The organism is Actinopolymorpha sp. NPDC004070 (assembly GCF_040610475.1).
Lineage (GTDB): Bacteria > Actinomycetota > Actinomycetes > Propionibacteriales > Actinopolymorphaceae > Actinopolymorpha.
The window spans coordinates 374,290-396,612 of the sequence record NZ_JBEXMJ010000002.1 but is presented as its reverse complement, the minus strand read 5'-3'; the positions used below and the strand labels follow the sequence as shown (position 1 = coordinate 396,612).

Annotated in this window: 26 protein-coding genes; 8 read left to right on the top strand and 18 right to left on the bottom strand. The window is 71.9% G+C overall.

From position 1 onward, the window contains the following. The first annotated feature begins 16 nt into the window (after positions 1–16). Positions 17–1,915, top strand: a complete 1,899-nt coding sequence (gene pknB, locus ABZV93_RS05385) for a Stk1 family PASTA domain-containing Ser/Thr kinase (protein ID WP_354930733.1) — start codon at positions 17–19, stop codon at positions 1,913–1,915. A 92-nt stretch (positions 1,916–2,007) separates the two neighbouring features. Here pknB and ABZV93_RS05380 read toward each other — a convergent pair whose 3' ends face one another. Both ABZV93_RS05380 and ABZV93_RS05375 read right to left on the bottom strand, forming a co-directional pair. Beyond that, complete coding sequence (locus tag ABZV93_RS05380) at positions 2,008–2,634, bottom strand: aminodeoxychorismate/anthranilate synthase component II (protein WP_354930730.1); 627 nt, start codon at positions 2,632–2,634, stop codon at positions 2,008–2,010. Positions 2,635–2,694: 60 nt separating this feature from the next. Beyond that, positions 2,695–3,540, bottom strand: coding sequence for a DUF881 domain-containing protein (locus tag ABZV93_RS05375; RefSeq protein ID WP_354930727.1), 846 nt, complete (start codon positions 3,538–3,540; stop codon positions 2,695–2,697). 167 nt (positions 3,541–3,707) lie between these two features. Here ABZV93_RS05375 and ABZV93_RS05370 point away from each other — a divergent pair, with 167 nt between their 5' ends. Beyond that, on the top strand, positions 3,708–3,968 hold the full coding sequence (locus ABZV93_RS05370) for a cell division protein CrgA (RefSeq protein WP_354930724.1): 261 nt from the start codon (positions 3,708–3,710) through the stop codon (positions 3,966–3,968). 443 nt (positions 3,969–4,411) lie between these two features. On the opposite strand, the gene ABZV93_RS05365 is transcribed toward ABZV93_RS05370, so the two are convergent. Both ABZV93_RS05365 and ABZV93_RS05360 read right to left on the bottom strand, forming a co-directional pair. Further along, positions 4,412–5,329, bottom strand: a complete 918-nt coding sequence (locus ABZV93_RS05365; RefSeq protein WP_354930721.1) for a rhomboid family intramembrane serine protease — start codon at positions 5,327–5,329, stop codon at positions 4,412–4,414. Between the two features lie 26 nt (positions 5,330–5,355). Beyond that, positions 5,356–5,886, bottom strand: coding sequence for a peptidylprolyl isomerase (locus ABZV93_RS05360; RefSeq protein ID WP_354930718.1), 531 nt, complete (start codon positions 5,884–5,886; stop codon positions 5,356–5,358). Positions 5,887–6,100: 214 nt separating this feature from the next. Between ABZV93_RS05360 and ABZV93_RS05355 the strand changes: the two genes are divergently transcribed. Further along, positions 6,101–7,027 (top strand): DUF5324 family protein, encoded by a 927-nt coding sequence (locus ABZV93_RS05355; RefSeq protein ID WP_354930715.1) that lies wholly within the window; start codon positions 6,101–6,103, stop codon positions 7,025–7,027. Positions 7,028–7,184: 157 nt separating this feature from the next. On the opposite strand, the gene ABZV93_RS05350 is transcribed toward ABZV93_RS05355, so the two are convergent. The 6 genes from ABZV93_RS05350 to ABZV93_RS05325 form a co-directional block, all read right to left on the bottom strand. Further along, positions 7,185–8,012 (bottom strand): ABC transporter permease, encoded by an 828-nt coding sequence (locus tag ABZV93_RS05350; RefSeq protein WP_354930712.1) that lies wholly within the window; start codon positions 8,010–8,012, stop codon positions 7,185–7,187. Continuing rightward, entirely contained in the window at positions 7,969–8,775 is an 807-nt protein-coding gene (locus ABZV93_RS05345) for an ATP-binding cassette domain-containing protein (RefSeq protein WP_354930709.1), read from the bottom strand. The genes ABZV93_RS05350 and ABZV93_RS05345 overlap by 44 nt, the downstream gene beginning before the upstream one ends. Positions 8,776–8,999: 224 nt before the next feature. Further along, positions 9,000–9,953: an ABC transporter permease gene (locus tag ABZV93_RS05340; protein WP_354930706.1), complete on the bottom strand. Its 954-nt coding sequence runs from the start codon at positions 9,951–9,953 to the stop codon at positions 9,000–9,002. Beyond that, positions 9,950–12,706, bottom strand: a complete 2,757-nt coding sequence (locus ABZV93_RS05335; protein ID WP_354930703.1) for an alpha/beta fold hydrolase — start codon at positions 12,704–12,706, stop codon at positions 9,950–9,952. Before ABZV93_RS05335 ends, ABZV93_RS05340 begins: the two co-directional genes overlap by 4 nt. A gap of 124 nt (positions 12,707–12,830) precedes the next feature. Next, positions 12,831–13,469 carry a LysE family translocator gene (locus ABZV93_RS05330; protein WP_354930700.1) on the bottom strand — a complete coding sequence of 213 codons (639 nt, stop codon included), beginning with the start codon at positions 13,467–13,469 and terminating at the stop codon, positions 12,831–12,833. Between the two features lie 352 nt (positions 13,470–13,821). After that, positions 13,822–14,553 (bottom strand): DedA family protein, encoded by a 732-nt coding sequence (locus ABZV93_RS05325; RefSeq protein ID WP_354931367.1) that lies wholly within the window; start codon positions 14,551–14,553, stop codon positions 13,822–13,824. Positions 14,554–14,760: 207 nt separating this feature from the next. Here ABZV93_RS05325 and ABZV93_RS05320 point away from each other — a divergent pair, with 207 nt between their 5' ends. Then, positions 14,761–15,408, top strand: a complete 648-nt coding sequence (locus ABZV93_RS05320) for a class I SAM-dependent methyltransferase (protein WP_354930697.1) — start codon at positions 14,761–14,763, stop codon at positions 15,406–15,408. A gap of 36 nt (positions 15,409–15,444) precedes the next feature. Here the strand turns inward: ABZV93_RS05320 and ABZV93_RS05315 are convergent, their stop codons facing one another. The 8 genes from ABZV93_RS05315 to ABZV93_RS05280 all read right to left on the bottom strand — a co-directional run bounded on the left by ABZV93_RS05315 (position 15,445) and on the right by ABZV93_RS05280 (position 19,063). Next, the gene (locus ABZV93_RS05315) at positions 15,445–15,819 is read right to left on the bottom strand and encodes a VOC family protein (RefSeq protein ID WP_354930694.1); all 375 of its coding nucleotides are present in this window, start codon (positions 15,817–15,819) and stop codon (positions 15,445–15,447) included. A 110-nt stretch (positions 15,820–15,929) separates the two neighbouring features. Further along, complete coding sequence (locus tag ABZV93_RS05310) at positions 15,930–16,457, bottom strand: hypothetical protein (RefSeq protein WP_354930691.1); 528 nt, start codon at positions 16,455–16,457, stop codon at positions 15,930–15,932. 44 nt (positions 16,458–16,501) lie between these two features. Beyond that, positions 16,502–17,146: a DUF6286 domain-containing protein gene (locus ABZV93_RS05305; protein WP_354930688.1), complete on the bottom strand. Its 645-nt coding sequence runs from the start codon at positions 17,144–17,146 to the stop codon at positions 16,502–16,504. After that, positions 17,143–17,580, bottom strand: a complete 438-nt coding sequence (locus tag ABZV93_RS05300; RefSeq protein WP_354930685.1) for an Asp23/Gls24 family envelope stress response protein — start codon at positions 17,578–17,580, stop codon at positions 17,143–17,145. Before ABZV93_RS05300 ends, ABZV93_RS05305 begins: the two co-directional genes overlap by 4 nt. After that, a complete protein-coding gene (locus ABZV93_RS05295) occupies positions 17,577–17,768 on the bottom strand; it encodes a hypothetical protein (protein ID WP_354930682.1) in 192 nt (63 codons plus the stop codon). Before ABZV93_RS05295 ends, ABZV93_RS05300 begins: the two co-directional genes overlap by 4 nt. 40 nt (positions 17,769–17,808) lie before the next feature. After that, entirely contained in the window at positions 17,809–18,096 is a 288-nt protein-coding gene (locus ABZV93_RS05290; protein WP_354930679.1) for a hypothetical protein, read from the bottom strand. Further along, positions 18,093–18,575 (bottom strand): hypothetical protein, encoded by a 483-nt coding sequence (locus ABZV93_RS05285; RefSeq protein WP_354930676.1) that lies wholly within the window; start codon positions 18,573–18,575, stop codon positions 18,093–18,095. Before ABZV93_RS05285 ends, ABZV93_RS05290 begins: the two co-directional genes overlap by 4 nt. Further along, positions 18,572–19,063: an Asp23/Gls24 family envelope stress response protein gene (locus tag ABZV93_RS05280; protein ID WP_354930674.1), complete on the bottom strand. Its 492-nt coding sequence runs from the start codon at positions 19,061–19,063 to the stop codon at positions 18,572–18,574. The genes ABZV93_RS05285 and ABZV93_RS05280 overlap by 4 nt, the downstream gene beginning before the upstream one ends. A 275-nt stretch (positions 19,064–19,338) precedes the next feature. Here ABZV93_RS05280 and ABZV93_RS05275 point away from each other — a divergent pair, with 275 nt between their 5' ends. From ABZV93_RS05275 to ABZV93_RS05260, 4 genes are all read left to right on the top strand, one after another. Continuing rightward, entirely contained in the window at positions 19,339–19,896 is a 558-nt protein-coding gene (locus ABZV93_RS05275; RefSeq protein WP_354930671.1) for a sigma-70 family RNA polymerase sigma factor, read from the top strand. Further along, complete coding sequence (locus ABZV93_RS05270) at positions 19,887–20,462, top strand: hypothetical protein (RefSeq protein WP_354930668.1); 576 nt, start codon at positions 19,887–19,889, stop codon at positions 20,460–20,462. Before ABZV93_RS05275 ends, ABZV93_RS05270 begins: the two co-directional genes overlap by 10 nt. A gap of 59 nt (positions 20,463–20,521) precedes the next feature. After that, positions 20,522–21,610: a sigma-70 family RNA polymerase sigma factor gene (locus ABZV93_RS05265; protein ID WP_354930665.1), complete on the top strand. Its 1,089-nt coding sequence runs from the start codon at positions 20,522–20,524 to the stop codon at positions 21,608–21,610. A gap of 161 nt (positions 21,611–21,771) precedes the next feature. Continuing rightward, positions 21,772–22,314, top strand: coding sequence for a dihydrofolate reductase family protein (locus tag ABZV93_RS05260; RefSeq protein WP_354930662.1), 543 nt, complete (start codon positions 21,772–21,774; stop codon positions 22,312–22,314). Positions 22,315–22,323 lie beyond the last annotated feature (9 nt).

Genomic DNA, 22,323 nt, shown 5'->3' with positions numbered 1-22,323 from the left:
TGAGGAGAGGTACGTCATGACGGAGGCGCGTTTCCTCGGCGGCCGCTACGAGCTCGGCGACGTGCTCGGACACGGCGGCATGGCCGAGGTGAGGATCGGCGTCGACCGCCGGCTCGGCCGGACGGTCGCGGTGAAGACGCTGCGCCCCGACCTCGCCACCGACCCGGTCTTCCAGGCCAGGTTCCGCCGGGAGGCCCAGTCGGCGGCGGCGCTCAACCAGCCGACCATCGTCGCCGTCTACGACACCGGCGAGGAGAAGGTGGACGGCATCTCGGTGCCGTACATCGTGATGGAGTACGTCGAGGGGCGGACCCTGCGCGACGTGCTCCGCGAGGGCCGCCGGATCCTCCCCGAGCGGGCGCTGGAGATCACCGCCGACGTGCTGGAGGCACTGGAGTACAGCCACCGCGCGGGCATCGTCCACCGCGACATCAAGCCCGGCAACGTCATGTTGACGCCGAACGGCGACGTCAAGGTGATGGACTTCGGCATCGCCCGCGCGGTCGCCGACGCCTCGGCCACGATGACGCAGACCGCCGCAGTGATCGGCACCGCGCAGTACCTCTCCCCGGAGCAGGCGCGCGGTGAGTCGGTCGACGCCCGCAGCGACATCTACTCCACCGGCTGCCTGCTGTACGAACTCCTCACCGGCCGGCCGCCGTTCGTCGGCGACTCGCCGGTCTCGGTCGCCTACCAGCACGTCCGGGAGGAGCCTCGACCCCCGTCGATGCTCGACCCCGAGGTGCCGCCGATCGCCGACGCGATCACCCTCAAGGCGCTGCAGAAGAAGCCGCACGACCGCTACCAGTCCGCGGCGGAGATGCGGCAGGACATCGAGCGCGGCCTGTCCGGCCAGGAACTCATCGCACCGATGCTCGCCGCCGGCGCGACCGCGCGCTTCCTGCCGCCGGACGAGCCGATCCCCCCGGCCGATCCCGAACGCGCGGCCGCCTACGCCGAGGACGACGACGAGACGCCCGACCGCGGCCGGAAGGCGGCGTACATCCTGCTCGCCATCGCGATCGTGTTCGTGCTCGGGGTGGCGGCGTTCATCGGCCTGCAAAGTCTGGGCAAGGACTCCGCGAAGACCGTCTCCACCCCCACCCTGCAAGGAAAGACCCTGGCCGAGGCGCGGACCGTGCTCGCGCAGAGCCAGCTCCGGCTGGGCAAGATCACCCAGCAGGCCAGCGAGAACGTCACCAAGGGGCAGATCGTCTCCCAGAACCCCACGCCGGGCGCGTCGGCGAAGGTCGACTCCGCGGTGGACGTGGCCGTGTCCAGCGGGCAGGGCGAGGTCACCATTCCGGCGGTCGTGGGCAAGAAGGTGTCCGCGGCCCGGGCGATGCTGGAGAAGGAAGGCCTGAACGTCCTCAGCAAGGAGGATCCGAAGGCTTCCGGCAACGCCACCGACGTCAGCCGGGTGGACCCGGACGAGGGGTCGGTCGTCAAGGCGGGGAGCACGGTCACGCTGTACCACGCGAGCGGGCTGACCTCCGTCCCGGACGTCGTGGGAGACAGCGCGGCGGTCGCGGAGGCCCGGCTCGCCGACGCGGGTTTCCGGGTGAGCAAGAGCTACGACACCACGTCGCGGGGGCAGTCGGGCACGGTCGTCCGGCAGGTGCCGGGCGCCGGATCGCGCCGGGCACCCGACACGACGGTCTCGATCGTGATCGCTCGCGCGCCGGGCCAGCAGCCCAACCCGCGGCCGAAGCCCAAGCCGAACAAGACCCAGAAGCCCTCCCCGACTCCGACGCCGAGCCCGACGCAGACGCAGCCGGAGCCCACTCCGTCCAAGACCGAGACGCCGCCTCCTCCCACGGAGACTCCGAAGCCCACCCCGACCGACACGCCGGAGCCTCCACCACCGCCGCAGGGCGACGGGGCGACGACACCGCCTCCGCCCCCGTCGGCCTGAGCCGGGGCCGAACGTCGACGGTCGGCGTCGGATCAGTGGTTCACGGGAGAGGGCGTACCGGTCGGAGCGTGCGAGTCATCTGACCCGGCGGCTCACGACCGGCTGACCACGGGCGCCAGGCCGGCCGACCGCTCGACGGCGTCGGTCTCGCCGCAGGTGACCAGCCAGTTGGCCAGCAGTCGGTGGCCGCCCTCGGTGAGGACCGACTCGGGGTGGAACTGCACTCCCTCGCAGTCGAACTCGCGGTGTCTGAGCGCCATGAGTACGCCGGACGCGGTGCGCGCGGTGACCTCGAACTCCGGCGGCACCGAGGCGGGCTCGACCGCGAGCGAGTGGTAGCGGGTCGCGGTGAACGGGTCGGGCAGCCCGGCCAGCACCCCCGCGCCCTCGTGGTGGACCAGGCTGGTCTTGCCGTGCAGGAGCTCGGGGGCGCGGGAGACCACCCCGCCGTACGCCACGGCGATCGCCTGAAGACCGAGGCACACCCCGAACACCGGCACCCGCCCGGCGGCCCGGCGCACCAGGTCGACGCAGACGCCAGCGTGTTCCGGCGTGCCCGGCCCGGGGGACAGCAGGACACCGGCATAGCCGTCGATCTCGGACAGCTCCACCTCGTCGTTGCGGCGTACGTCGCACTCGACTCCGAGCTGGTAGACGTACTGCACCAGGTTGAAGACGAAGGAGTCGTAGTTGTCGACGACGAGGATGCGCGTGCTCACCGCACCATTGTGCTGGGCGCCCCGTCCGGACGTCCGCCCGCCCGGCCTCTACCGCGTCCGTCAGCGGGAGGCCGCGTCCCCGCTGACGTCGCGTTCGACGGCGTAGTCGAGGTTGAGCGGCCCGTCGAACGCCGGCATCCGCAGGTTCGTCGACCGGGTGAGCTTCCACCCGAGGCGGTACCTCGGGTCGGTGACGTAGGCGAGGTAGGTGTTGATCGCCGGCGAGTCACCGATCGCCTGGATCATGCCGCCGACGTCTCCGACCGCCTCGATGCGGTACGGCGGCGGGTAGGGGACGCCGTGGAGTACGACGGAGTTGCCGACGCAGCGGATCGCGGAGGTGGAGATCACCCTCTGTCCCTGGATCGTCATCGCCTCCGCGCCGCCGGCCCACATCGCGTTCACCACGGCCTGGATGTCCTGCTGGTGGACGACCAGGGCGTCGGGATCGGTGTCGTTGGTGCGGGCGCTGGGCGGTGCGTCGTCCAACACGACGGTGACGCCCGGACCCCGCACCGGCGTCAGCCCGGCGACGGGCGCGAGCCGGTCGACCTTCTTCTGCGCGGCGTCGGACCGGTCGCTGCGCAACTGCCGGGCCAGGAGTTCGTCGACCTCCGCCCGGAGCTTGCTCACACGTTCGCCGAGCCGCTGGTTGGTCCGCAGCTGGGATCGTGCGAGGTCGGCCAGGTCGGTCTGGCGTTCGGCCCGCAGGTCGGTGCCCTCGGCGTTCACCGCGCTGGTCACCCCGAGGAACCCGGCCAGCGCGAACGTCAGCGCGACCAGCAACCGGGACGGGCGCAGCCGGCGGCGCCGGGTCTTCGTGCCGCCTGCGCCGTCGGTGACGTCCGGGCCGTCGGTGCCGTCTCCTCGCTGCGAGGTCGACGAGTCGGGCAGTTGGTCAGCCACGTGCCCTCCGTCGTCGTCGCGCCCTGAGTGTTGACTACGCTAACCGACGTCAGTGTCCGACCATTGTCCAGTCAGTGTCCCGTCAGGGTCCCGTCCACGTCAGCCGGCCCCAGCCGGAGTCGGCCGGTGTAAGCCGGCTCGGACGTCTTACTACGAAAGGTGGCGAGGTGCCCGAATCACACGGCCGGAAGAAGCAGGCCTACACCCCTCCGCGCGGCGGCTCCGCCAAGGCCGAGGGAAGCAGGCACGCCGGGCGGTGGGTGGTGCCGGTCATGCTGACCTGTTTCCTGGTCGGCCTGGCCTGGATCGTCACGTTCTACCTCGCCGGCACCGAGATCCCGGGCATGCGCGACCTGCACAACTGGAACATCCTGATCGGGATGGGCCTGATCGCCACGGGGTTCGTGGTCTCCACCCAGTGGCGCTGACACGGCGGCTCCCCGCGAGGCGTGGTGACCGCCCGGTGACTCACTGACGTCGCCGCTCCGACTTACAACCGTGTAGTTCATCCACACGGCCATCCCCAGACTGTGGACAACTTTCCGGGGGAACGGCGCCTGTGGAGCGGTAGTCGTCCGCCCCAGACGGTGCGGCCTGTGGGTATGTACCGGTCGTACGCCTGGGCGCACCGGATCCGACGGCTCGGCAACCGCGAGTAAACCTGATAAAACTGCAGGTCAGAGCCCTGCTCAGGGTCGCGCGCAGAGCCTCCACACGCTGTCCCCAGCGAGACAAGAGTTATCCCCAACATCCACAGGCGCGCTGGGGATATCCCCGGGCAGGTGGGGGCAGGTTTTCCCCAGCTGTGGACTGTGACGGAGGCGAATCAGCGCCGGAAGTGCCCGGCCGGTCTCGGGCGAGGGTCCGGGTGTCAGGCCAGGCCGGCGTTGATCTGCGCGGTCCGCCACAGAATCAGCGCGATCGAGGCGAGCAGCACGCCCGCGAAACCGAGGGCCTGCACGAGGTCACGGCGTTCGCGCGGGGCGTAGGCGATGATCGCGCCCAGAGCCAGCCCGGCGACGAACCCGCCGAGGTGGCCCTGCCAGGACAGGAAGTGCCGGAAGACGACGTTCAGCACGACGTTCATGAGCAGGATGCCGAGGAACCAACTCATGTCGGCGCGCATCCGCCGGGCCATCATGACGGTCGCGCCGAAGAGTCCGAAGACCGCGCCCGACGCGCCGAGGATGGGCGTCAACGGCGAGGTGAAGGCGTACGCGACGGCGCTGCCGGCCAGCGCCGCGACGAGGTACAGCCCGGTGAACCGCAGCCGCCCGAGCAGCCGCTCCAGCGGCGGGCCGAGCACCCACAGCGAGAACATGTTGATCGCGAGGTGCCAGATCTCGACGTGCAGGAACGCCGAGGTCAGCAGCCGCCAGTAGGCGCCGCCGGCCACGCCGAAGGACTCGCCGACCGCGTCGGCGAAGAAGAACCTGTTGCCGACCAGGGAGAGTTGCTGCTCGACCGAACGGCCGACCACCACTGTCAGCAGGAAGACCACGAGGTTGAGCCCGATCAGCACCTTGGTGACGAGTGCCTCGCGGCCGCGGACCACCCCGCCGAAGCGGGTGCGGGCGGTAGGGGTGGAGCGGGCACCCTCGCGTACGCACTCCACGCACTGGAAACCCACCGCCGCCTGCCGCTGGCAGTCCGGGCAGATCGGCCGGTCGCAGCGCTGACAGCGGATGTAGGTCTCGCGCTCGGGGTGGCGGTAGCACGTCGGCACGGGCGGTTGCCCGGAGGACTGTCCGGCCTCCGGGCCCTCGTCCGGCCGTGACTGGTCGGTCATCGCTGCGCGCCCCAGGTCGTCGGAGGTCAGGCCTCGCGGCGCTCGATGTCGACCGACTCCAGGATGACCGGCTCGAGCGGCCGGTCCATCTGCCCGGTGGGCACGGAGTTGATCTCGTCCAGCACCGCCTGGCTGGCCTTGTCCTCGACCTCACCGAAGATCGTGTGCCGGCCGTTGAGGTGCGGGGTCGGGCCGGCGGTGATAAAGAACTGCGAGCCGTTGGTGTTGGGGCCCGCGTTGGCCATCGCCAGGAGGTAGGGACGGTCGAAGCGGAGATCGGGGTGGATCTCGTCGCCGAAGCGGTAGCCGGGACCACCCGTGCCGGTGCCGAGGGGGCAGCCACCCTGGGTCATGAAGCCCTCGATGATCCGGTGGAACGTGAGGCCGTCGTAGAAGCGGTCGGAGGACTTCTCCCCGGTCTCGGGATTGACCCACTCGCGGGTGCCCTCCGCCAGACCGACGAAGTTCTGAACCGTCTTGGGTGCGTGATCAGGGAACAGCCGGATCACCACATTGCCCTTCGAGGTCCGAAGTGTGGCGAACGTCTCTTCACTCACCGGTACGTCCTCTCTCCGCTTGCATTGCCGTAGCGGCGATCCTTTCACGGCAACGAGTGGAATGCTTGCGGGGTGCCCCCGCGACAGGAACGTGCCGACCGGGCATGATCGGAGGCACCCTGGGAAAGGCATCCCGATACATCCCCGCCGCGTGGTGCACGGGGAGTACAGACGAAGCCGCACATCGCACGTGTGGACAAGGAGGCGCAACCAGATGGGACGCCAGAAGAAGCGAGCGGGTCTCGCCCCGGACATCCGCGAGCGTGTCGCTCCGGCCGCCGACTACACCCGCGAACGACTCACCCCCGCCGTGGACAGTGCGCGCCAGCGACTCGTACCCGCCGTCGAGTCCGCCCGCGAGCGCGTCGTGCCGGCCGTTGAGATCGCCCGCGAGCGCGTCGTGCCGGCCGTTGAGATCGCCCGCGAGCGGGTGAGCCCGGCGGTGGAGAACGCCCGGGTGCGCCTCGCGCCCGCCGTGGAGAACGCCCGGGGACGTCTCGCCCCCGCCGTGGAAAACGCGAGGACGCATCTCACTCCCGCCGTGGAAAACGCTCGTACGCACCTCGGTCCGGCGGTCGAGGAGGCCCGGGAGAAGGTCACCCCCGCCGTCGAGCACGCCCGCCAGGTGCTCGTCGAGGACGTCGCACCGCGGGTGAGCGAGGCGGTCTCGCATGCACTCGAGGTCAGCGAGCCCTACCGCGACGAGGCCGTACGCCGGGGCACTGCCGCCTACGCCGCCCTGCGGGGTGAGGTCGAGGTGGCCAAGCCGCACCGCAGGCGCAAGTGGGGTCTGCTCCTGCTCGTGGGTGCGCTCGGCGGCGCCGCCATCGCCGCCTACCGCGCCCTCAAGGGGAGCAGCCAGCAGCAGTGGCAGCCGATGCCGTCGGCGGCCCCGCCGCAGACCTCGGCTCCGGCGAGCCCGCCCGCACCCGGCCAGACCCCGGAGACCGTCGCCGGGTCCGGTGCACCCAAGCACGCGTCGACCGAGCCGGCCGACACCGTGGGCGCCAGCCCGGGCGAGGCGGTCGCCGACCGCACGCCCACCCCGCCGATCCCGACCACGCCGGACGCACCGGCCGAGCACGTCGAGACGCCGGAGGCCGCCGAGGACAACGACCGCGACAGCCGCCACTCCGGCTGACCTGCGACCCCTCGGCACAGAACCGCCGACAGCGCCAAGACCACGCGGCACACGCACCTCTGCGCCGGCAGTGCGACCTCGCCCGCATCCAGCGGGTCACGAGCGCCGCGCTGCCGGCGTCGTGCGTTCGCACCCGGCCGGCTGACTTCGCCGGTGCTCAGCGGGCGAGCCGGCCGAGCAACGCCGACGCCGTGGCGATGCCCACCGCCGCGGCGAGGATGAGCACCGCGAAGTCCAGCGTCAGGTGTGCCGGCGTACCCACCAGGAGCCCCCGGAGCGCGTCCACCTGGTAGCTCAACGGGTTGGCGAGGGCGATCCAGCGCAGCCACTCCGGCATCAGCGCCACCGGGTAGAGCGCGTTCGAGGCGAAGAACAACGGCATCGTCAGCGCCTGTCCGATCCCCATCAGCCGGTCGCGGTTGAGCACCAGCCCGGCGATGCTGAGGGACAGACAGCAGAAGAACGCCGCGCCCAGCATCAGGGCGGCGAACGCGCCCAGGATGCGCAGCGGGTTCGCGGTCAGGTCCACCCCGAGCACCGCCGCGAGGAGCAGCACGATCACCGCCTGCGCACACGCCCGCACTCCCGCCGCGAACGCCTTCCCCGTGACCAGCGCGGCCCGCGGTGTCGGCGTGACCAGCAGCTTGGCGAGTACGCCGGCGTCGCGCTCCCAGATGATCTGGATGCCGTAGAAGATCGCGATGAACAGCGCCGACTGGGCCAGGATCCCCGGGGCCAGGAAGTCCAGGTAGGGCACCTGGCCGGTGGGGATGACGTGCAACCGGCTGAACGTCGTACCGAAGACGGTGAGCCACAGCGCCGGCTGCACCGCGCGGGTGACCAACTCGGTGCGGTCGTGGCGCAGCTTCTGCAATTCGAGCAGGCACAGGGTCACGACCCGGCTCGGCAGTCGCCACGAGACGCGTTGCGGTGCGGGCCGGTCAACCGAGCCGCCGGGCCGTGCGACGCGTGCTTCGGACGCCACGGAAGTCACCGCCCTCCTCGCCCTCGCCGCTTCCGTCACCGAACACGTCGCCGGAGTGGTGCCGGAAGACCGCCTCCAGCGTGGCGCCCGGCCCGAGCGCGGCCTTCAGCTCCGTCGGCGCGCCGACCGCCCGCAGCCGGCCGAGGTGCATCAGCGCGATCCGGTCGCACTCCTGCTCGGCCTCGTCCATGTAGTGGGTGGTGACCAGCACCGTCATGCCGGTGTCGGCCCGCAGCTCCTGGACGCGCTCCCAGACCGTCCCGCGCGCGATCGGGTCCAGGCCGATGGTGGGTTCGTCGAGCACCAGCAGCCGGGGGCGGCTGACCAGAGCCTGGGCGAGTTCGAGCCGGCGGATCATGCCGCCGGAGTACGTCGAGGCGAGCCGGTCCGCCGCGTCGGTCAGCCCCATCACGGACAGCGCGTCGTCGACCTGGTGGCGTCGTTCGCGCCGCGGCACGTCGAACAGCCGGGCGAACAGCGTGACGTTCTCCCGCCCGGTGAGGGCCGCGTCCGCGGACAGCTGCTGGGGAACGTAGCCGAGCAGCCGGCGTACGGCCATCTTCGACCGGCGTACGTCGCGCCCGAAGACGTGCATCTCGCCGTCCTGGACGGGCAGCAGGGTGGTGAGCAACCGGATGGTGGTGGTCTTGCCCGCGCCGTTGGGGCCGAGCAGCCCGAACACCTCGCCGGTGCGTACGTCGAGATCGACGCCGTCGACGGCCAGATGCTCCTTGAAGCGGTACGACAGACCGCGCAAGCACACCGCCGCCCCCTCGGGAGATCCGTCGTACGAACCTGTGGACAGTTCGGTGGACCACCCTGTGGACGACTCTGTGGACAGCCCAGAGGGAGGGCCGCCGGACGGCCCGGCGGGACCGGCGTTCATCCTGCCAGCGTAGCTCCGGACGGGTCCGGTCGTGAGCCGACGAACGACCAGGCTGCCCACGCACAGCAGCCCTGTGACCTGCGGCTTTACCGGTCGGAACCTTAGGAGAGGACGTCCTTGCGGAGGAACGTCCACCACGCCAGCCCGAGGAAGACCGCCGTGTACGCCAGGGACGACAGGCTGCCCTTGGCCAGGTCCTCCCACTGCATCGGATCGGTGAACAGCCCACGCCAGGCGCCGGCGTAGTGCATCGGCAGCAGCGAGCGGATCTCGCCGAGCGCCTCCACCGCGTCGAGGATGTTCGCGACGATCACCACCAGGACCGCGCCGCCCACGGCGACCAGTGGCGCGTCCGTGCGCACCGAGAACCAGAACGCCAGTGCCGCCACCAGCAGCAGACAGACCGCCAGGTAGCCGATCATCACCGCGATTCGCCACAGCGCGTCCGGCGCGGCCAGTTCGTCGCCGCGCGGGGTGCGTAACGGATGCCAGCCGAACGCCACTGTCCCCACGGCCAGCGCGGTCACCGCGAGGACCAGCAACGCGACCACCGACGTGGCCAGGCCGACGGCCAGCTTCACCCCGAGCAGCCGGGCGCGTGGGACGGGCACCGCGAGCAGGTAGCGCAGGCTTCCCCAGCCGGCCTCGCCGGCAACGGCGTCTCCGCACACGAGCGCGACGATCAGGGTGAGCAGCAGGGCCGCCGCGGTGGCCAGCGTGAACACCGTGAAGTTGACGCCGCCGAAGGTCGCCAGGGCGGCGTACGACGGCAGTCCGCCGCCGTCCCCGGATCCCCAGGTGAACGCCGCGACCAGGACGAGCGGGAGTGCGACGACGAGGCCGAACGCGAGGGCGGTACGCCGGCGGCGCACCTGCCGGCGAAGCTCGGCCCGGAACGGCAGAGTGGCCCCGGGCCGGTAGCCGGGCGTCCCGCCGTCGGCGGCCGGGGCGGGGATGGTGGCGGCGGGGGTGGTGGCGGCGGGGGTGGTGGCAGCGGCGTCCTCGGTTGCGGCGGCGTCCTGGGTCGCGTCGTCCTCGGTCGCCCGTTCGGTCACGTCCGGCCGCCTCTCTGCACCGCGGCCACCAGATCGTCGACCGGCGCCACGCCCTCTCCCTCGCCCTCCGCCTCGTCCTTCACCAGCGCGAGGAACACGTCCTCGAGGTTCGGCGAGTCACCGACGACCTCGACCACCGCCCCGGCCGCCAGCCGGCTGCCCCGGTGCAGGACCACGACGTGGCTGCAGGTCCGCTCCACCTCCGCGAGCAGGTGGCTGGACACCAGGACCGCACGGCCGCCCGCGGTGTAGGCGCGCAGCGTCCGGCGCAGAGTCGCGATCTGTGGCGGGTCGAGCCCGTCGGTGGGCTCATCCAGGATGAGCACGTCGGGCAGCCCGAGCATGGCCTGTGCGATCGCCAGCCGCTGCCGCATGCCGTGGCTGTAGGTACGCACCTTCCGGTCCAGCGCGGTGCCGAGCGCGGCGATCGCGAGCACCTCGGCCAGGTGCGCGTCACCCGGCGGGCGGCCGGTGGCCTGCCAGAAGAGCTCCAGGTTGGCCCGGCCGGTCAGGTCCGACAGGAAGCCCGGCCCTTCCACCAGCGCGCCGACCCGGGACAGCACGGGCGCACCGGGGCCGACCCGGTGGCCGAAGACGAGCGCCTCACCCGCGGTCGGCCGGACCAGGCCGATCAGGATGCGCAGACAGGTCGTCTTGCCGGCGCCGTTCGGTCCGAGCAGCCCCACAACCTCGCCGCGGCGGACGGTGAAGTCGACGCCGTCGAGGGCGGTGAGCCCGTCGGCGTAGGTCTTGGTCGCGCCGCGGACCACCAGCGGCACGTCGGCGAACTCCGCCACCACCCGGCGAACCCGCCGCCTGCTCCACCGGCGCGCCGCCCACCAGCCGAGCGGGAGGACGACCGCCGGCGCGGCAACGACGGCGCCGAGCAGGACGGCCCACGGCCCGGTCGGATCAGCGGCGGTGAACGCGGCCACCTGCGGCAGCTGGACACCGGAGCGCGGCGCCAGGCCGACGGTGTAGACCTGCGGTTGCGCCGGACCGGCGTACGCCTGGTCGGTGGTGGCGAGGGTGATCCGGAGTCTGTGGCCGGCCGGGAACCTGTGCACGATGCCGGGCAGGGTCACCGGCACCGGCCGGGCCTCCTCGATCGAGGCAGGCAACCCGCTCAGCCGGACGGGAGCGACCCCGCCGCCGGGGAGTTCCCGGGCGCCGCCGGCCGCGACATCGTAGAGCTTGACGAACAGCACCGCGCTGCCCGAGCTCGACGCCGCCCGGATCCGCACGGTGGGCGCACCGGTGACGTCGACGGGCGCCGTCAGCGGTGCCGAGTCGTACGACACGAACTGGCCGGGGACGTCCGTGGTCAACGCTCCGCCGAGCGCCCCCGCGAGCGGGGACTCCACGGAGGACCCGGCGGAGGGCTCCGACGAGGAGCCGGACAAGGCCCCGGTCGAGGACCGGGACAGCAGCGAACCGGCGAGGGCGCCCAGCCCGGGCAGGGACGAGACGGCCGCCGGGGTGCCTGCCGGTGGGTTGCCGACCTCGCGCGGCGACCCGCGCAGCGCGACGGTGCGGGCCGGGCGGTCCCCGTCGAGGCGGGGATAGCTGTCGGCGTACAGGCCGAGCACGCGCACGCCGTCCCCGCCGTAGCCGGTGCCGGTGACCCGGCTGAACGCGAACGAGTCCGGCGGCGGCGACCCTTCGCCGCGCAGGTGATAGTCCAGCCAGCCCAGGGTCGAGGCCCTCACCCGGCGCTGGTCGAGGTCGGTGCCCGCACCGCCGTCGTGCCCGCCGGAGAACCACGTCACCCGCACCCTGGTGCCGGCCTTCGCGATGCCGATGGCGTTGGCGTCGGCCTCGCTCAGCGGGAAGAGCGTGTCCGCCGTGCCCTGGATCAGCAGCGTCGGGGCGGTGATGCGGTGCAGGACGGAGGCGGGGCTGGACCTCGCCAGCAGGGCGCGCGTGGCGGGGTCGATGCGTCCGGTGAGGATCAGTCGCTGGTACGCCCGGCACACGTCCTCGGCGTACCGTCCGCAGTCGGCGCTGGTACCCGCGGTAGGTCGCTTCGCCCTGCCTGCGCCGGCGGCCGAGTCGAGTCCCGCGGCGAACAACCGGCCGGCCCAGGCCCGCTTGAGTACGCCCGCACCGGAACCCCGCCCGGTCGCCTCCGGCGCCAACGCGTTGCCCAGGTCGTTCCAGGTGACCTGGGGAACGATCGCGTCCACCCGCCGGTCGTAGCCGGCCACCAGCAACGCCAGCGCGCCGCCGTAGGAGGCGCCCACCACGCCGACTCTCGGGTCGTCCGGACCGTCCCGGCGTACCTCCGGCCGGCGGGCCAGCCAGTCCAGCAGGCGGCGGGCGTCGGTGACCTCCCAGTCGGGACTGTCCAGATGGATCTGCCCACCGGAGGCACCGAACCCCTCGGCGGTCCAGGTGAGGACGACGTAGCCGCGTCGAACCAGGTCACGGGCCTGCCCGGTGACGCTGTCCTTGGTCCCGCCGAGTCCGTGGGCGAGGAGCACCGCGGGCGCCGGATGGTCGGCGGTCGCGGAGGAGGGGACGTACAGCCGGGTGTCCAGCCTGACCGGCCGGTCACCGCGCGGACCGGTGCGGACGGTGACCATGGCGTCGTCGGTGCGGTAGCCAGCGCCCTGCGGATCCTGCCCGGCCCGCCCGTCCACGACCGCTACGACGGCAACGCCGCCGCCGGTGAGGAGGACGACGGCGACGACGAGGAGGGTGACCAGTGCCGCGCGGGTGCGCGTCCGGCCGCGGGCTGCCGATGCGGCCATGGCGCAACCGTAGGCGGCACCGGCCGCACTCGTCGGGGGTTCGTCCCGGCCGGGACACGTGTCGCCGAGCGTAGGTGGTGCCACCTACGCCCGGCTACGTACCGCTACGAGCTGCCGTGCCTGACTACTGCGTGGCGTCCAGCACCAGCCGGACCGCGAGCGCACCGAAGATGGTCGCGGACGCGCGCTCCAGCCAGCGGCGGAAGGCCTGACGGCTCAGCACCCGCTCGGAGAACGTCCCGGCCAGCGTGGCCACGGTCGAGTCCACCACGATCCCGATGGCGATGAAGATCGCGCCGAGGACGAGGAACTGCGCGGTCACCGGCCAGCTGTGCGCGCCGGTGGTGAGGAACTGCGGCATGAACGCGAGGTAGAAGAGGATGACCTTCGGGTTCGCGAGGTTGGTGAGCACGGCCATCACGTACACCCGCGGCAGCGAGCGCGGCTTGTTCGGCGTACGTACCGAACCGCCCTTGCCCCGGCTGGCCCGCCAGGTCATTACCGCGAGGTAGACCAGGAACAACGCCCCGGCGATCCGGATGCCCTCCAGGACCAGCGGCGCGGTCCTGATCAACGCGCCCAGGCCGAACGCCGCCGCCACGGTGTGCACCGTGAGCCCGGTCGACATTCCGGCCGCGGCGACAAAGCCCGTCCGGCGACCGCCGGAAACCGCGTGGGCGAGGACGAACATCATGTCCGGGCCGGGTACGACGCTGATCAGCGCCACCGCGACGACGAACGCGATGAGCAGGGCGTGGTTCATGGAGCTGGGGTCCTCCTGGTTCAGCCGGGCGGCCCGGTCGGGGCGCACACCGAGGAGGAGCCGCCCTGTGGGTGCGGCTCCTGGTGGTTACGTTCTGTGCCGGACCGGGGGATTGGGATCGCCATTGCCGGGCGGCGAGCCCACCTTAGGTGGCCGGTGTCCACGGTCCCGAACGCCCCGGCACCCGGGGTGCATTCCACCGCGTTGGGTGGCCGATCGGTCGCCGCCGGGTACGTTTACGCCGTTTTCCTGGATTGGTTACGCTCAGCCACAGTGCGGACTCCGGGGCAGTGGGCTTTACAGCCGGCGGGTCCTCGCCGTTCTGCGCTACCTCGGCAGCTGACGTCCCCGGTCACTCCGCGGGTTCGTCGCCCAGCCGCCGGCGGCCCCGCCGGGCCGGGCGTTCGTTCCACTCCCCGTCCCGGTCGCTCCCCTCGTCGGCGCCGTCCCCGCCACGGTCACGGCGCAGCAGGCGCACGGCGGCGAACGCCACCACGGCCAGGGCGGCAGCCGCGACGATCGCCTTGGAGAACATCCCGACGTACACCTCGACCAGCGACCAGTGCGCACCCAGGAAGTACCCGGCCAGGATCAGCGCGGAGTTCCACACCGCGCTGCCGGCCGCGGTGAGCGGCACGAACAGCACGAGCGGCATGCGTTCCACGCCGGCCGGTATCGAGATCAGGCTGCGGAACAGCGGCACCATCCGGCCGAAGAACACCGTCGACCGCCCGTGCCGCAGGAACCACTCCTCGGTCCGGTCGACGTCGGCCACCTTCACCAGCGGCAGCCTTCGCACCAGTGCGCGCGTACGGTCACGCCCCACGGCAGCGCCGAGGAAGTAGAGGACGAGCGCGCCCAGCGTCGAGCCCAGCGTCGTCCAGCCGATGGCGCCCAGCAGACTGAGGTCGCCGCGGCTGGCGGTGAACCCCGCCAGCGGCAGGATCAGCTCGCTCGGGATGGGCGGGAAGAGGTTCTCGAGGAAGACCGCGACGCCGGCACCCGCGCTGCCGAGCTTCTCCATCAGTCCGGTGACCCAGCCGACGATCCCGCCGGTCGGCTCAGCTTCGGCTGCCACCGCCATGGCGCTCACAAACACACTCCGTTCGATCATGCGTCGACACTGCGAACCACGTCCGGGCAGCGACCATGAGGTACGCCGCACGGTTCGGCGGCCCCTCAGGGAGCAACGACCGAGCACCCGCGGGCGCTCCCGATCAACCTCGTTTCCGAATCGGGCTTTTCTGTTACACCTGCGGTGACCACCAGCCCGACACCTGCGGAGCGGCACATGAGCACCCGGTACGACGACGTACTCGACAGCCTCCGGCTCGCCTACGACGACGGCGCCGAACGCCGCGACGCCACGGACAAGGCGTCATGGAAGCTCGCCGAACGCGCGGCCTTCCTCGACCGGCTGCGTGCGGAGGGCGCCACGACACTTCTCGAGGTCGGCGCGGGCACCGGTCAGGACAGCGCGTACTTCGGTGACAACGACCTGCGGGTCGCGGCCACCGACCTGTCCCCGGCGATGGTGGAGCGCTGCCGGGCGAAGGGCATCGACGCGCGCGTCGCGGACTTCCTGCACCTCGGCTTCCCGCCGGGCTCCTTCGACGCCGCGTACGCCATGAACTGCCTGCTGCACGTGCCGAACGCCGACCTGCCGGCGGTCCTGGGGTCCATCGCGACGGTGCTGCGGCCGGGCGGGTTGTTCTTCCTCGGTGTCTACGGCGGAGAGCAGGGTGAGGGGCCGCTGGCCGACGACCGGCACGACCCGCCGAGGTTCTTCGCCTCGCGTACCGACGAGGAGATCCAGGAGTACGCCCGCCGGTCCTTCGAGATCGTGGACTTCCACGTGGTGAGCGTGACGGACTTCCACGGGGGCCCGCCGGCGAGCGACTTCCGGTTCCAGTCCCTGACCCTTCGCCGCCCGGCCTGAGCGCCCCCGGCCGTCCAGCCGGACGCAGGCGCAGCGCTAGAGGTAAAGGCAGAAGGGGTGGCCGGCGGGATCGAGATACACGCGTACGTCGTCCTGCGGCTGGTAGTCGGCAAGCGTCGCGCCGGCCGCCTCCGCGTGGGCGCCGGCCACCTCGAGGTCGTCGACGTTGATGTCGAGGTGCGCCATCATCTGCTGCGCTCCCTCGGTGGCGGGCCACGTCGGCCGGACGTAAGCGGGTTCGGTCTGGAACGACAGGGCGGCGCCACCGTCCTCGCGGTCCAGGCGCACCCAGTGCGGCTCGTCCTGCACGACCTTCCAGCCCAGCAACCGGACGTAGAAGGCCGAGAGCGCCTGCGCGTCGGAGGACTCCAGCACGGTGGCCGTGACGTGCATGCGGGGTCGCTCGGTCATGTCTACCTCCCTCGGCAACCGGGCACGCGGGTTTCGGCCCGGTGCCGCCGGACACTAGCGCCGCCCACCGACAGGCCACACGGGTCCGGACGCCGAGGACGTGGGCGCCGTCAGCGCCGCGCGGTCAGCTCCACCGTCGTCGGGAGCTCGTCCAGCTCGACGGCCTGCCGCGCCCGGGACAGCGCCTGGTCGATCCGGACCCGCGCCGCCGCCGGGTCCGCGTCGCGGTCCAGGACCACGTGCAGGTGCAGCCGAGGATGCGACGACGAACCGGTCAGCTGGGCGTGGCCACGGTGGAGGTACGGACTGTCGGCGAGGTCGTTCTCGATCGCCGCGGTGACCGCCCTGCCGGGGAGGTTCGTCACCCCCTGCCGCGGGTCGGGTTCGAGGCGGAGGTTGCGCAGGCTGTCGACCCGGGTCTGGCTGGCCAGCCACCACAGCCCCAGCAGTGCCAGCACGATCGCGACCACGGCGAGCGCGGGCCAGAACCACTTCTGCTCCACGACGAACCGGGTGGTCCCCACATCGATCACCGGCGTGGAGGCCGATCCGAAGACGCGGGGGAGGAGGTTCAGCCCGCGCGCCAGCCCAGCCGCGCCGGCCAGCAGCAGGACCAGCCCGACCAGGGCGAGCCCCACGCGGTTCCTTCGGGCGGTACGACGATTCCTCGTGGTCATCTCACTCAGTCCTGTCTGCGGCGAACGGAGACCCGGACGTGCGGGCGACCAGCCATCGGTGCGAGTTCGTCGACGCGTTCGGTGACGGCCGCACGGATCTGCTCGTCCAGGCCCGCGGTGTCGCGGAGGGAACTCGACGCGGCCACCCGCACCTTGCGGGCGCTGACGGCGACCTGGGCCGAGGAGACTCCGGGCACCGACTCCGCCGCCCGGGCGAGGTGCCTGCTCATCCCCGCGGACTCGATTCCCATCACGACCTGGGGATCCGAGGACGTCAGCACCACCGCACGCGGGCGGCCGGGCTTCAGCGCGAGGAACAGCAACAGCAGTCCGAGCAGGACGCCGAGGCCGCAGACCGTGAACGTCAGCGAGTCGTTCCAGTGGGTTTGCCGGCCCAGCGAGCTCAGCCTGTCGACCGGCAGCAGACCGGGTGGTGACCCGAACAGGCCGCCGATCACCTCGACGGCCACCAGAGCTGCCACCACCGCGAGCACGAGCGCGACGATCGTGGCCGGCACCACCCGGCGGGGACGGAACACGTGGGTGGCCCGGCGGAGCGTCCTACGGTCACCAGTACCGGTGGGCGGCGGTGGCGGGATCGGCCAGTCGGCCGTGTCCGCAGTGCGGATCTGCTCCGTGGACGCGCTCACAACACCCTCCTACCGTGCTCGGCCGGGGGTACGAGGTGCGCGACGTCGATGTCGACCTGGCGCACCTGGATCCCGGTGAGTCCGGAGATCCGTTCCATCACGTGGGTACGGAGGTTCCGGGTCACCTCGCGCACCGGCGCGGGATAGACCACCGAGACGTTCATGCGTACGGTGGCCAGGGCGCCGTCGACGTGCGCCGACACCTGCGGCCCGGAGTCGAGGTCGTCGCGGCCCAGAGGCACACCGAGCACCCTCCGACTGGCTCCGCCGGCCTGGTCGATCTCGGTGAGTGCCTGACCTGCGATGCGTTCGAGGACGCGGCCGGCGATCTGGGTACGCCCCCGTGACTCCGGTGGACCCAGCGTCTCCGTCCGGTCCCCTGTGCCGGACGGCGACTCCGGTGGGCGGTCCACCGGCGCCTCGGTGACGGTCACGACCGCCTCCGGCTACCCAGCAACGCACCCACGTCGAGGTCTCCGGTGAGTGCCCGGCCGACCAGCAGGCCGAGCAGACCGAGCACCGCCACGATCAGGAACGCCGAGAACCCGCCGAACGCCCCCGCGAATCCCACTGCCGTACCGAACGCCAGGCCGATCATCGGCCACCAGCGCGTCTCATCCATCGAAGGCCACACCCTTTCGATCAGTAGTCCCGCGAACGCGTCACCGCACCCGGGGTTCCCGGCAGCGCATGCGTCGCCACCACCGGATCAGAAGCCACAGTCCGCCCCGTCGGCGGAACGTGCTCACGTCGTCGACCCGCGCCGCGTTCGCCCCCGCTCCCGGTGACGGCGTACGTGCCGACGGGAGGCGGCGGCCGGCCCGTATCCGCTCCAGTCCGGCGACGAACTCGGCGTGGTCACCGCCCACGTCCGGGTGGTGCGTACGCACCCAGGCGCGGAACGCGCTGCGCTCCGCACGGGTGCGGGTGGTGGGAGGGTCCGAGCTCATGCGACGCCCGGACCCCCTCCCTCACCGTCCCCGCCTACCGCCACCCCGCTTGCCGGGGCCGGCGCCGGTGGCTGGTCGTACTCCTCGTCACCGATCGCCAGGTCGTCGATCGTCACGTCGACCCGACGGGCGGGTACGAGCGGAGCGACCGCTGCGCGTACCTGCTCGGCGATCTCGGCCAACGGCCGCCCGTACCGCGCCACCACGGCCACCCGGATCTCCTCGTCGCGCACCGCGACTCCGGGCACCGAGCGCCCTGGCAGGTAGGTGGCGACGGGCCCGGCGCTGAGCCGGGCCACGTCCGGACAGGCCGTGACCGCCGCGGCGATCCGGTCCGCCAACCGGCCCGCGTCGACGGGCTCGGTGCCGGGCGACTCGACGGTTCGCGGTTCGACGTGAGCCGATTCGGTGCCGACCGACTCGGTGATCGACTCGGTGATCGACTCGGTGCCGACCGACTCAGCCGCCGGCCGGCTCACTGGACCCGGGGCTGCTCGGGAGCTTCGTTGGACTCCTGGTCACCCGGCAGGTGAATGTCACCGACCGTGATGTTGACCTCGGTCACCTCGAGCCCGCACAACTTCTCCACGGCACCGACGACGTTGCGGCGGATGCCCGCGGCGAGGTCGGGGATGGAGACGCCGTACTCGACCACGACGTCCAGGTCGATGGCAGCCTGGCGTTCGCCCACCTCGACCGCGACGCCCTGGGTGACGGTGGAGGTCGACCCGCCGATCCGCTCGCGTACCGCGCCGAACGCGCGGGAGATGCCCGCGCCCATGGCGTAGACGCCGCGGACCTCACGGGTGGCCATGCCGACGATCTTCGCGACCACGGCGTCCGCGATCACGGTGCGGCCACCGCTGCCGGCCAGGTCGGTGCCGGAGCGGGTGGCCACCGCGCCGGTGGACGGTCCGTTGGACTCGCCGGCGGTGGGGGTCTTCTTGTCGTTCGTCTGCGCAGTCATGTTCGCCTCTCGTCCGAGCCTGGACACCACGTGCGTCCGGGTGCAATGCCCGGAGTAGTGCCTCGTCCGTGCGTGTGTTGTGCGTTCCATACGTCTGTCGAAACCCGTCCGACGAGGCGTTCACCTGGCGCCTGCTCGAGGTGACCACCGCTTTGCGACTAATCAGACGGGCCGATATACCTAGCGAAGATGTTCCGGGGTCCCTTCTCCTCACGGGGGTTGTCACGTGATCTGGGTCACAGTTATCCGGACGCTCCCCGTGGCGGGGTGACCAGGTGACGACGTCCGCGCCCGCCGACGACACTCTCGTGGCGCGAGCGCGGATCGGCGACACGACGGCGTTCGCCCAGCTCGTACGCCGCTACTCCGGCCCGGCCTACCGGATCGCGCTGCGCATCCTTGGCGACCCGGACACGGCCCAGGACGTCGCCCAGGAGGCGTTCATCACGGCCTGGCGCCGCCTCGACCGGATCCGGGTGGACCAGGCCTTCGCCGCCTGGCTCTACCGCATCGTCACCACCGCCGCCCTCCAGGCAGTACGCAGCCGCCGCGCCCACCCCGATGCCGAGCTCGATCATGAACATGTCAGGCTTCCGCCTTCGGCTAGCGGCAATCCCGAGCAGCAGATCCTCGTCGCCGACCTGCTCGCCGCCCTTCAGGCGGCCCTCGGGCTGCTCACGCCGGAGCAACGGGCATGCTGGGTGTTACGAGAGTTGGAGGGGCTCTCCTATGACGAGATCGCCGAGGTCACGGGAATCGGACCCGATGCGGTTCGGGGACGCATTCATCGCGCCCGCGTCCGACTCGCCAGGGAGCTGAAACCATGGCGATAGACCATCCCGACGGCAACACGCCTCCGCAGCCCGACCGGGACCGGCGCGAGGAGGTGCTCCCGTGCGGCCGCGACACGGGCACGGTGTACGACCACCTGACCGGTGGCGGCCTGGACGACCACGAACTGTCCTGCCCGCACTGCCGGGGCGCCGCGGCGGAGTTCGCACCCGTGCTCCAGGCCACCGAACTGTTGCGGGACGAGCCTGCCGAGCCCCCACCCGGGTTCGTCGACTCGATCATGGCCCGCATCCACGCCACCCGCAGCCGAAGCTGGCGACTGCCACTGCCGGCCGAACACCCCCTGCACCTCGCCATCACCGAACACGCGGCCGCCACGGTGCTGGCCGCGGCCGCGAGCGAGGTCGCTGGTGTCTCGGTCAACCGCTGCCACTTCCCCGACCGTGCCGACCCGACGACACTGCAGATCAACCTCACTCTGCGGCAGCGCACACCGGTGTCGCTGATCGTCGAACGCGTTCGGAAGGCGGTGCGGGCTGCCGCCCGCCGGCAACTCGGCCTGGAGTTGAACGCGATCGACGTCCGTGTCGACGACATCGTCCTGTGACGAGCCGCGGGACCACACAGAACGCATGACCGGCTCGGGCGTGGCGCTAGCGTGAACGCATGGACGCCGCGTCGACGGACCTGCAGCAGCAGACCCTGGCTGCCGCGCGATCCGGCGACGAGGCGGCGTTCGTCGCCCTGGTCGAGCCGCATCGGCGTGAGCTCCGGGTGCACTGCTACCGCATGCTGGGCTCGTTCGACGAGGCCGAAGATCTCGTTCAGGAGACCTTCCTGCGCGCCTGGAAGGGCATCGGCGACTTCGCGGGCCGATCGAGTCTGCGCGCCTGGCTGTACCGCATCGCGACCAACGCGTGCCTCGATGCGCTGGACGGCCGCGCCCGCCGGGTGCTCCCGCACCATCTGAGCCGGCCGTCCGACGCCGGGGACGCGCTGCCGCCGCCACGGACCGACCTGCCGTGGCTGCAGCCGTTCCCCGACCGCCGGCGGGACGGAGCGGGCGGCGGCTCTCTCGTCGAGCCGGCAGGTCCGGCGGCGCCGCGAGATGCCGAACCGGACGCCATCGTCGAGGCCAGGGAGACGCTGGAGTTGGCGTTCCTGGCAGCGATCCAGCATCTGCCACCCCGGCAACGAGCGGTGTTCGTCCTGCGGGACGTACTCGGTTGGCCGGCGAAGCAGACCGCGGCGCTCCTGGAGAGCAGCCTGGCCGGGGTCAACAGTGCGTTGCAGCGAGCCAGGACCACCATGCGGGAACAGTTGCCCGAGCGCCGGTCGGAGTGGGTCGCTGCACGAGAACCCTCCGCCGAGGAGCGCGCGGTGCTGCGCCGCTACATGCTGGCGGTCGAACGCGCGGATGTCGCCGCGGTGGCGGAACTCCTCGCCGACGACGTCCGGACGACGATGCCTCCGTGGACGCTGTGGCTGCAGGGCCGGGACACCGTCGTCGCCGCGTTGACCGCGAGCTGGAACGCCGGCTCGCCGAACTACGTGGGACGGTTCCGGATGCTACCCACCCGGGCGAACGGCCGGCCGGCGGTGGCGTCGTACGTCCGCGATGGCGGCGACTCCACCTTCCGCGCGTTCGCGATCGGGGTGGTGCGGATCGAGGACGGCCGGATCGCGGAGATCACCGCCTTCCACGACAGCGGGTTGTTCCGGGCGTTCGAGCTTCCCGCTTCCCTCACCGGGTAGCACGGGCCGCCCGCCCGCCGACCGTACGCCGTGCACCGCGGTCGGCGCCGATCACTTTGTCCGCGGTCCGCCGTCTCAACGAGGGTCATCCGCGGCGAGCTCCGGGAAGTGAACGACCTCCACGAGCTCCGGGCGGACGCACCATCGAACGGAGGCGGCTCGTGAGCAGGCTGTTGTACTCGTGCACCATGTCGCTGGACGGCTTCATCGCCGGGCCGGGAGGCGACATGTCCTGGTTGACCAGGCATCTCGGCCCGAACCCGGTCGTCGACCAGCTCATACCCCGGATCGGCGCGCTGCTCGTCGGCAACCGCACCTTCGGCGGGGACGACCCGCACCGGGGCACCGAAGCCGAGGGCAAGGCGTTCGGCGGCGGGTGGGAAGGGCCGCAGTTGGTCCTCACGCACCGGCCGCCGGATCGGTCGGTCCCGGGCGTCACGTTCGTGACCGACCTGCGGCAGGCGGCCGCTCAGGCGAAGGCCGCTGCCGGCGGGAAGTACGTCAACGTGCTCGGCGCCCGGACGGCCCACGGCTGCGTCGAGGCGGGCCTGCTGGACGAGATTCTGGTGTTCGTGGCCCCGGTGCTGCTCGGTGACGGCGTTCGGTTGTTCGAGCACCCCGGTGGGACGGACGTACGGCTGGAACGCATGGACGTGTCGCCGACCTCCCAGGCGACGTGCCTGTGGTTTCGCGTCCTCCACTGACCGCCGCTC

What these genes read in the sequence shown, in the direction of transcription:
- pknB (WP_354930733.1), top strand. Translation starts at nt 17, where the DNA reads ATGACGGAGGCGCGTTTCCTCGGCGGCCGCTACGAGCTCGGCGACGTG.
- ABZV93_RS05365 (WP_354930721.1), bottom strand. Translation starts at nt 5,329, where the DNA reads ATGACCGACCAGTCACGGCCGGACGAGGGCCCGGAGGCCGGACAGTCC.
- ABZV93_RS05355 (WP_354930715.1), top strand. Translation starts at nt 6,101, where the DNA reads ATGGGACGCCAGAAGAAGCGAGCGGGTCTCGCCCCGGACATCCGCGAG.
- ABZV93_RS05335 (WP_354930703.1), bottom strand. Translation starts at nt 12,706, where the DNA reads ATGGCCGCATCGGCAGCCCGCGGCCGGACGCGCACCCGCGCGGCACTG.
- ABZV93_RS05330 (WP_354930700.1), bottom strand. Translation starts at nt 13,469, where the DNA reads ATGAACCACGCCCTGCTCATCGCGTTCGTCGTCGCGGTGGCGCTGATC.
- ABZV93_RS05325 (WP_354931367.1), bottom strand. Translation starts at nt 14,553, where the DNA reads ATGGCGGTGGCAGCCGAAGCTGAGCCGACCGGCGGGATCGTCGGCTGG.
- ABZV93_RS05320 (WP_354930697.1), top strand. Translation starts at nt 14,761, where the DNA reads ATGAGCACCCGGTACGACGACGTACTCGACAGCCTCCGGCTCGCCTAC.
- ABZV93_RS05315 (WP_354930694.1), bottom strand. Translation starts at nt 15,819, where the DNA reads ATGACCGAGCGACCCCGCATGCACGTCACGGCCACCGTGCTGGAGTCC.
- ABZV93_RS05295 (WP_354930682.1), bottom strand. Translation starts at nt 17,768, where the DNA reads ATGGATGAGACGCGCTGGTGGCCGATGATCGGCCTGGCGTTCGGTACG.
- ABZV93_RS05290 (WP_354930679.1), bottom strand. Translation starts at nt 18,096, where the DNA reads ATGAGCTCGGACCCTCCCACCACCCGCACCCGTGCGGAGCGCAGCGCG.
- ABZV93_RS05280 (WP_354930674.1), bottom strand. Translation starts at nt 19,063, where the DNA reads ATGACTGCGCAGACGAACGACAAGAAGACCCCCACCGCCGGCGAGTCC.
- ABZV93_RS05270 (WP_354930668.1), top strand. Translation starts at nt 19,887, where the DNA reads ATGGCGATAGACCATCCCGACGGCAACACGCCTCCGCAGCCCGACCGG.
- ABZV93_RS05265 (WP_354930665.1), top strand. Translation starts at nt 20,522, where the DNA reads ATGGACGCCGCGTCGACGGACCTGCAGCAGCAGACCCTGGCTGCCGCG.